General features: G+C 49.0%; 7 protein-coding genes. All 7 read right to left on the bottom strand.

What is annotated here, in order from left to right:
• On the bottom strand, positions 1-1160 hold a 1160-nt coding region (locus C1T29_RS04415), incomplete at its 3' end, for a CamS family sex pheromone protein (protein WP_208945625.1).
• 15 nt (positions 1161-1175) lie between these two features.
• Positions 1176-3179 carry an NAD-dependent DNA ligase LigA gene (ligA, locus tag C1T29_RS04410; protein WP_103750410.1) on the bottom strand — a complete coding sequence of 668 codons (2004 nt, stop codon included), beginning with the start codon at positions 3177-3179 and terminating at the stop codon, positions 1176-1178.
• 34 nt (positions 3180-3213) lie between these two features.
• Positions 3214-5433: a DNA helicase PcrA gene (gene pcrA / locus C1T29_RS04405; protein ID WP_208945624.1), complete on the bottom strand. Its 2220-nt coding sequence runs from the start codon at positions 5431-5433 to the stop codon at positions 3214-3216.
• Between the two features lie 59 nt (positions 5434-5492).
• On the bottom strand, positions 5493-6179 hold the full coding sequence (locus C1T29_RS04400; RefSeq protein ID WP_103750411.1) for a heptaprenylglyceryl phosphate synthase: 687 nt from the start codon (positions 6177-6179) through the stop codon (positions 5493-5495).
• A 150-nt stretch (positions 6180-6329) separates the two neighbouring features.
• Positions 6330-6641, bottom strand: coding sequence for a YerC/YecD family TrpR-related protein (locus C1T29_RS04395; protein WP_003179568.1), 312 nt, complete (start codon positions 6639-6641; stop codon positions 6330-6332).
• A gap of 2 nt (positions 6642-6643) precedes the next feature.
• Positions 6644-7630, bottom strand: a complete 987-nt coding sequence (locus tag C1T29_RS04390) for a DUF3048 domain-containing protein (protein WP_023855595.1) — start codon at positions 7628-7630, stop codon at positions 6644-6646.
• Positions 7631-7658: 28 nt separating this feature from the next.
• Positions 7659-7786 (bottom strand): adenine deaminase C-terminal domain-containing protein (locus C1T29_RS25035; RefSeq protein WP_369122223.1); only part of this gene is annotated, 128 nt, incomplete at its 5' end.

Raw genomic sequence — 7786 nt, 5'->3', positions numbered from 1 at the left:
TTGTCTCCCGGCTTTTTCAGGATAACGGCTTCCTGCCCGGCTGACGAATTAATGTTGATCTCAACGTTCAGTCCGCTTTTGCCGTAGTAATCCATTACTTCACCGGTCAAGAACTGGGTAAAGGCGATGACTTCGCTTTTGCCGTAAAACTGCATCGGGATGTTGATTTTCATGTCCTGCATTTGGTCGTCTTTATAGAGAGCCGTGCCGACAACCCCTGTGTAGTTTGGAAAATACGTATCGACTTTGTTTTTAAAGCGTTTGAAGAGCTCCGCGTCATCCGGATGTTTCTCTGAACCTTCTGTTGAAGGGAAGAACGTGTACTCTTCATTGATTTTATCCCAGCCGCCGAGCTCGCTTGTCCCGGATTTCACATCGGTTTTGGCGATAAAGTTTCCAGGGACGATCGATGACTTAGGCGCCTGCTTGTAGAGCATGATGGTCAGCGGAATGTTTTTCAAATCATCCATGTTTCTGATCCGTTTCGCCACTTCCTCGGCGATTTTTTCGCCTTCCTGCCTCAGCTTTTTGTCGCTGATGGTCACTTCTTTTTGCGGGTCGCCGACATTTTCGCGGTAGTAGTAGACAGAGTTCAGCGCAAGGCCGATCACGACGCCGCCGAGCTCAATCGTATCCTTGTCTTTGCGGACGAGGTAGTCATGCTCAAGCATATGGGCGAGGTATACCGGGCTTTCTTCGTTTTGCTTCTCTGTTGACCCGCTCCCGGAAAGGGCGGGGTTCAGTCCGAGGTTTTTGAAGTTTTTATCGTCTTTCTCCGCTTTTTTCAGGTCGTCTCCCGTTTTTTTGCGGGCGAGCCAGCTCGTAACTGTATCCTCATCCAGGTATTGTCCTTCTTGAAAAAGGTAATCGTCAGTAGAAAATGAATCTTGCGCAAGGCGCATCATGCCTGTCTCAAATTCATCGATATCCAGCCGCGTATTCAGGCGTTCGGTCGTCAAGCCGCGGGCTTTCCCCGCCTTGAAAGGAAGAACCATTTTATAATAAGAATCGGAGATGTTGTATTTCGGAATGATGGCTTTTTCTTTCGACTTATCCGTTTTCTGCACCATCTCCTGCTCTTCTTCTCCCCCAAAATTCGGCGCACAGGCCGAGAGCATGAGCATACCCGCAGCAGCCGCCAAACATAATATCTTTTTCAATAGAAAACACTCCTCTTATTTCTTTAGCTCACTGATCAGTCTTGCTTCATCCCATACTTCGATGTTCAGCTCTTCAGCTTTCGCCAGTTTGCTGCCTGCCGCTTCGCCGGCAATGACGAGATCGGTTTTTTTGCTTACACTGCCTGTGATTTTTCCGCCGAGCGCTTCGATTTCCGCTTTCGCGTCGTTCCGCGACATTTCGTTGAGCTTCCCGGTCAGGACGATCGTTTTCCCCGCAAAATACGAATCGCTCGTTTCAGCGGCCGCTTTTTTCGGGCCCTTATACTCGGTGTTCACCCCGAGTTCTTCAAGCTCGTCCAACAGCTTTAAAATCTCTTCTTTTTCAAAATAAGTGACGAGGGCGTCCGCCATCTTCTCGCCGATTTCATCGACTTCGACCAATTCTTCTTTTGTCGCTTTTTTGAGCCTGTCAAGCGTTTCAAAATGCATCGCCAGTGTCTTGGCCGCTTTGGCGCCGATGAAGCGGATGCCGAGTCCGAAGAGAAGCCGTTCCAATGAATTCTCCTTCGATTTTTCAATCGACTTCAATAAGTTGTCGGTCGATTTTTCCCCCATCCGCTCGAGATTGATCAGCTGCTCGCGCGTCAGCTTATACAGATCGGCGACATTGTGGACGAGGTCTTCGCGGAACAGCTGGGTGATGACGCGCTCGCCAAGACCGTCTATATTCATCGCGTTCCGGGAAACGAAATGGATCAGGCCTTCCCTGATCTGAGCCGGGCACTCCGGATTGATGCAGCGAAGCGCGACTTCTCCTTCAATTCTGACAAGCTCGCTTCCGCATTCCGGGCATTCCTTCGGCATGTTGAATTCTTTCTCTTCTCCCGTCCTCTGTTCGACGAGCACGTTGACAACCTCGGGAATGATGTCCCCTGCTTTTTTAATGACGACTTTGTCCAGCAGTCTGATATCCTTCTCTTTAATCAAATCTTCGTTGTGGAGAGAAGCTCTTTGGACGGTCGTTCCCGCCACTTTTACAGGTTCGAGAATCGCAGTCGGGGTTACTGCACCCGTCCGGCCGACGCTTAATTCAATGTCCAAAAGCGTTGTGACAACCTCTTCGGCAGGAAACTTGTAGGCGATTGCCCAGCGCGGGCTTTTTGCCGTAAAGCCGAGTTCTTCCTGCTGATCAAGGGAGTTGACTTTAATGACGATCCCGTCGATTTCATACGGGAGGTCGGCGCGTTTTGTCTTGAGCTCTTCGACGATCTCAATGACTTCTTCGATCGTGCTGCATTTTTTTCTTTCATGATTGGTTTTAAAGCCGAGTTCGTCGAGGAAATCAAGTCCCTGGCTTTGCGTTTCAACGCCCATTTCGTCAAGCTCCGCTATACTGTAGACGAAGATGTCGAGATTTCGTTTCGCGGCGATTTTCGGATCGAGCTGCCTTAATGAGCCGGCAGCAGCGTTCCGCGGGTTGGCGAACGGCTCTTCATCCCGTTCGAGCCGCGCTTTGTTCAGCAATTCAAAGGAGCGCTTCGGCATAAAAGCCTCGCCGCGCACTTCAATTGAAAGATCGCGCTTCATTCGGAGGGGAATGTTTCTGATGGTCTTCAAATTTTCCGTAATATCCTCGCCCGTTGTTCCGTCGCCTCTCGTCGCACCTCTGACAAATACGCCGTTTTCATAGCGCAGTGAAACAGCAAGACCGTCTATTTTAAATTCGACGTTGTACTCAACATCTCCGACCGCCTGGCGGACGCGGCGGTCAAAGTCGCGTAGATCTTCTTCATTAAACGCGTTGCCGAGGCTCAGCATCGGCGTTTTATGCTGCACTTTTTGAAAGGCGTCCAAAACGGCTCCGCCGACGCGCTGAGAAGGAGAGTCCGGCGTTTTCAGGTCGGGGTGCTCTTCTTCAAGAGCAATAAGTTCCTTCATCAGCTTGTCATATTCGGAATCAGGCACGCTTGGGTCGTCAAGGGTGTGATATTCGTAGTTGTATTTGTTAATCAATGCATGCAGTTGTTCCACACGGCGTTTAGCTGCTTCTTTTTCCATTGGTTTCGTCCTTTCATTTCAGGTCTTTTGCCATTTATTGCTTTTCAATAGGCGCAAAGGCCGCGAGAAGACGCTTCACTCCGGTCGGGCTCGGGAAGGCGATGTCAAGCTCAGTCGATTCGCCGGATCCTTTGACGCTGACAACGGTTCCGACGCCCCACTTTTTATGGGAGGCTTTGTCGCCGACTGCCCAATTGACACCGTCGCCGCCGGTTTTGCTGTACGATGCAGCCGGCCGGGTAACCGGGCCTCTCCGCTCCGGCTTTCTTCCAAACGGCGTTTTCAGATCTTTTTTCTTCTCGTTTAGATTGTCCAATAATTCTTCCGGTATTTCCGCAATGAACCTTGATTCCGGGTTCATATTCGTTCTCCCGAACAATGTCCGCATCCGCGCGTTAGTTAAATAAAGCTCTTCCTCAGCCCTCGTGATGCCGACGTATGCGAGTCTCCGTTCTTCTTCCATCTCCGCTTCCTCCATCAGGGAGCGGCTGTGCGGGAATACCCCTTCTTCAAGCCCCATCAGGAACACGACCGGGAATTCGAGTCCTTTTGCGGCATGAAGCGTCATCAAGATGACCGCGTCTTGATTTCCGGTCTCTTCTTCCTTCTGATCAAGCTGATCGATATCGGCGATAAGGGCCAAATCCGTCAAAAAGGCGACGAGCGATTTATCTTCGCTTTGCTGTTCAAAGTTTTTCGTTACGGAGAGAAACTCGTCGATATTTTCAAGACGGCTCTGCGCTTCCAGGGATTTTTCCGCTTTCAGCATTTCGCGGTATTCGGTTTTTTCAAGGATTTCTTCCGTAAGCTCTGTGACAGATAAGTATTCCTGCATGTTCGTCAGGTTTTCGATCGTCTGTCTGAACTCGTCAAGCGCGTTCGCCGCTCTTGCGCTGAGGCCGATAAAGTCAACCTGTCCGAGCGCTTCAAATAAAGACATTCCGTTCATATCGGCATAAGCCGCAATTTTATCGACTGAAGTCGCACCAACGCCGCGCTTCGGCACGTTTACGATCCGCGCAAAGCTGATATCGTCGTCAGGATTTGCGACGAGGCGCAAATACGCAAGGATGTCTTTGATCTCTTTCCTGTCATAGAACTTCGTGCCGCCGACAATGTTGTAGTTGATGTTCGCTTTCATCAGCGTTTCCTCGATGACACGCGATTGAGCGTTCGTCCGGTACAAAATCGCGATATCAGAGAAAGATCGTTTTCCCGAGCCGACGAGCTCCCTGATTTTGCCCGCGACAAATTGGCCTTCGCCAAATTCGTTGTCGCCTCTGAAGTAGGAGATTTTCGCTCCTTCGTCATTTTCGGTCCAGAGGTTTTTCGGCTTTCTGTTGGAGTTGTTCTGAATCACTTCATTGGCCGCGTTCAATATCCGCTTTGTCGACCTGTAGTTTTGTTCGAGTAGAATGACGCTTGCATTCGGATAGTCTTTTTCAAACGACAGAATGTTGGCAATGTCCGCGCCGCGCCATCTGTAGATCGACTGGTCGGAGTCCCCGACGACGCAGATGTTTTCGAAGCGCTGCGCCATTTTTTTGACGAGCAAATACTGCGCCCTGTTCGTATCCTGATACTCATCGACATGAATGTATTGGAATTTCCGCTGGTAGTATTCGAGCACTTCCGGCACCCGGTCAAACAGGATGATCGTCGTCATGATCAGATCGTCAAAATCGAGCGACTGGTTTTTCCGCAGTTTTTTCTGATAATCTTTGTAGACATCGCTGACGACTTGTTCAAAAAAACCGCCGGCTGTTTTCTCGTACTCTTCCGGGTCGATCAATTCGTTTTTCGCACTGCTGATCGATCCGAGTATGCTTCTGGGATCGAATTTTTTCGGATCGATGTTTCTTTCCTTTAAGATTCCTTTAATGACGGAAAGCTGATCTGACGTATCAAGAATCGAGAAATTCCGGTTGATGCCGATTCTGTCGATGTCTCTCCGCAAAATTCTCACACACATGCTGTGGAACGTCGAAATCCAGATGTCGTCCGCTCCCGGTCCGAGAATGCGTTCCACACGTTCTTTCAGTTCTCTGGCCGCTTTGTTCGTAAATGTAATCGCCAAAATGTTCCACGGGGCAACGCGCTTCTCCGCCATTAAATACGCAATGCGGTGCGTCAATACCCGCGTCTTTCCGCTTCCTGCTCCGGCCATGATCAAAAGCGGACCGTCCGTCGTTTTGACCGCTTCCTGCTGCATCTTGTTTAATCCGCTTAATAATTGGTCGCTAATGTAATTCAATTCCGTTCACCGCCTATTCAAACATATGTTCTATTATAAACCAATCCGGTTCGTTATGCTCATCCTTTTACGGCCTTTACCGTTTGCAGTGCATCTTCGAAATTCTCATAAATCGCGTTTCCGACGACGATCACATCGGCGTGCTCAGCCATTTTTACCGCCGTCTCCGCATCTTTGATGCCGCCGCCGTAAAACAGCGTCGTTTCCTGAAGCACCGCTTTTGTTTCCTTAACGGTCTCCGAATCCCCCAGCATGCCGCTGTATTCAAGATAAAAGACCGGGAGGCGGAAAAGATGTTCTGCCACGCGGGCGTATGCTTTAATATCCTCAATGTCAAGCTCGGTATCTGCGTTTGTCAAAGCGGCAGCCTTGCAGTCCTGATTCAAAATACAGTACCCTTCAACAACAATCTCATCAGGTGACATCAGCTCGCCGTATTCTTTCATCGCCTTTTTATGTAAGCCGGCAATCCAGTCGGTATCTCTGCTGTTGAGCACAGTCGGAATAAAATAGAGATCAAATCCCGGGACGATCGCGTCAATCGTCGACACTTCTAGGACGCACGGCACTAAAAAGCGGCGCACTTTTGACATCAGCCGAAGGACATCATCTTCTGTGACATGATCGCTTCCGCCGATCAAAACCGCGTCTGTTCCAGATTCGCACAGCTGTTCAAGCTGATCATCCGTAATATCTTTATTCGGATCGAGTTTAAAGACATGCTTCCACTCGGTAATATCGCACATGAAAAAAGCTCCTCCATTCGTTCTTACCATTTAAATATTATAACAAATTCAGCCCCTTTCGAAAAACGGATAACGAATAAACGATAAACGTGCAGAAAGCACAAAAAAACCGCCGGTGCTCAGTGCCCTGAGCCAGGCGGTTTCATGACATCATGAAGATGATTCAGATTGATTTGCTTTGACGCGGTCCAGCGCCATGATATAAGCGTCATTTCCGTAGTTCAGGCAGCGTTTCACCCTGGAAATGGTCGCGGTGCTCGCTCCGGTTTCCGTCTCAATTTTGTGATACGTGTTACCGTCGCGCAGCATTCTGGCTACTTCGAGCCGCTGAGCCAATGACTGAATTTCATTTATTGTGCATAAATCATCGAAAAAACGATAGCATTCTTCGAGATCTTTTAGTGATAGTATGGATTGAAAAAGCTGGTCCAGCTCTCTCCCGCGCAATTTATCGATCTGCATCTTTACACACCTTCTCCTTTGCTAATAGAAACCTTGCTGAGATCGGGAACGATATTGATCCACGTTTTTCCCGGCACAAACGGAACGGTCTTGCCGTCCGTCTTCGGTATGATCCGGCCGTTTTCGTTCTTCCAGCTGATCCGATGGACTTCCCCGTTTTGCAAAAGGAGTCCTTTTCCGCCTGAACGAAGGTCAATATCCCTTCTCCCGTACGCATCTTTCATATGATGTTCGGCTTCCGCTATTAGAATGTTTTGAAGAACAACCGGTTCTTCTGTTTCAAGGTCTGTTGTCAAAATACCGTCTGACTTTCTCACATAGCCTTCAACCTTTTTATCATAACCATATTCGACACGGTTTGTAACGGATTTTGTTCCGTAATCTAACCGTATAGAATAAAGCGCATCCGAAGGTTTGTCAGGGCTTGCTTTAAAAGTGAGCGGTTCTGTGCGGGTTTCGATGGCATATCCTTTGTCATCTGCTGCTTGCTTTACATTTTTATATGACGTGTACGAATTATGCGGCGCTTCCCGAAAATCGGCCCTCCAAAACAGGCTGCCGTCGTAATCCATCCCATTGATATGATCGGCGTCGCCGTTCAACAGGCGGCTTTTTGCACCCGGACTCCAGCCGTGATGCACCAAGAGGCTGTCAAAACCGAGAGCCAAATCAATGAAATACTCCCGGGCGCTGCGGACTGGGCCAATCGCTTCAGGCATGTCGCTTTGATAGATCGCCAACAATCGTGTGATCGGTCCTTCACTGAGAGCTTCAATGACAATGTCAGCCTTGCTTAATCCCGACTGCGGCCGTGCTTTTGAATGATTGTTCACCACAACGGCAATGGGCCGCTGCCGAATATCTCCGTCCGCCTTCAATCCTGTCAGCGGATGAATGTTCTTTTCCTTTTCCTGCTGTTCCTGCGACTGGCACGATGCAAGCAGTAAAAGAGAAGCAAAACAAAGCAGTACTCTTACATATCGATTCACCATAGATTAGCTCCCGCTCTTTTATATTTTAACGCATTATCGATGGAAAGAGTACAGTTTTTTTCATCACATCAAAGATCCCTTTCGGCGTCACCCTGATATAAGGCAGATGAGTGCTTTGCAAAAAGAGCAGGGTGTAGATCGGGTCGTCAAACG

The sequence above is a fragment of the Bacillus sp. MBGLi79 genome, from assembly GCF_002953915.1.
The sequence above is the reverse complement of the archived record's forward strand: the minus strand, read 5'-3'. Positions and strand labels throughout refer to the sequence as shown.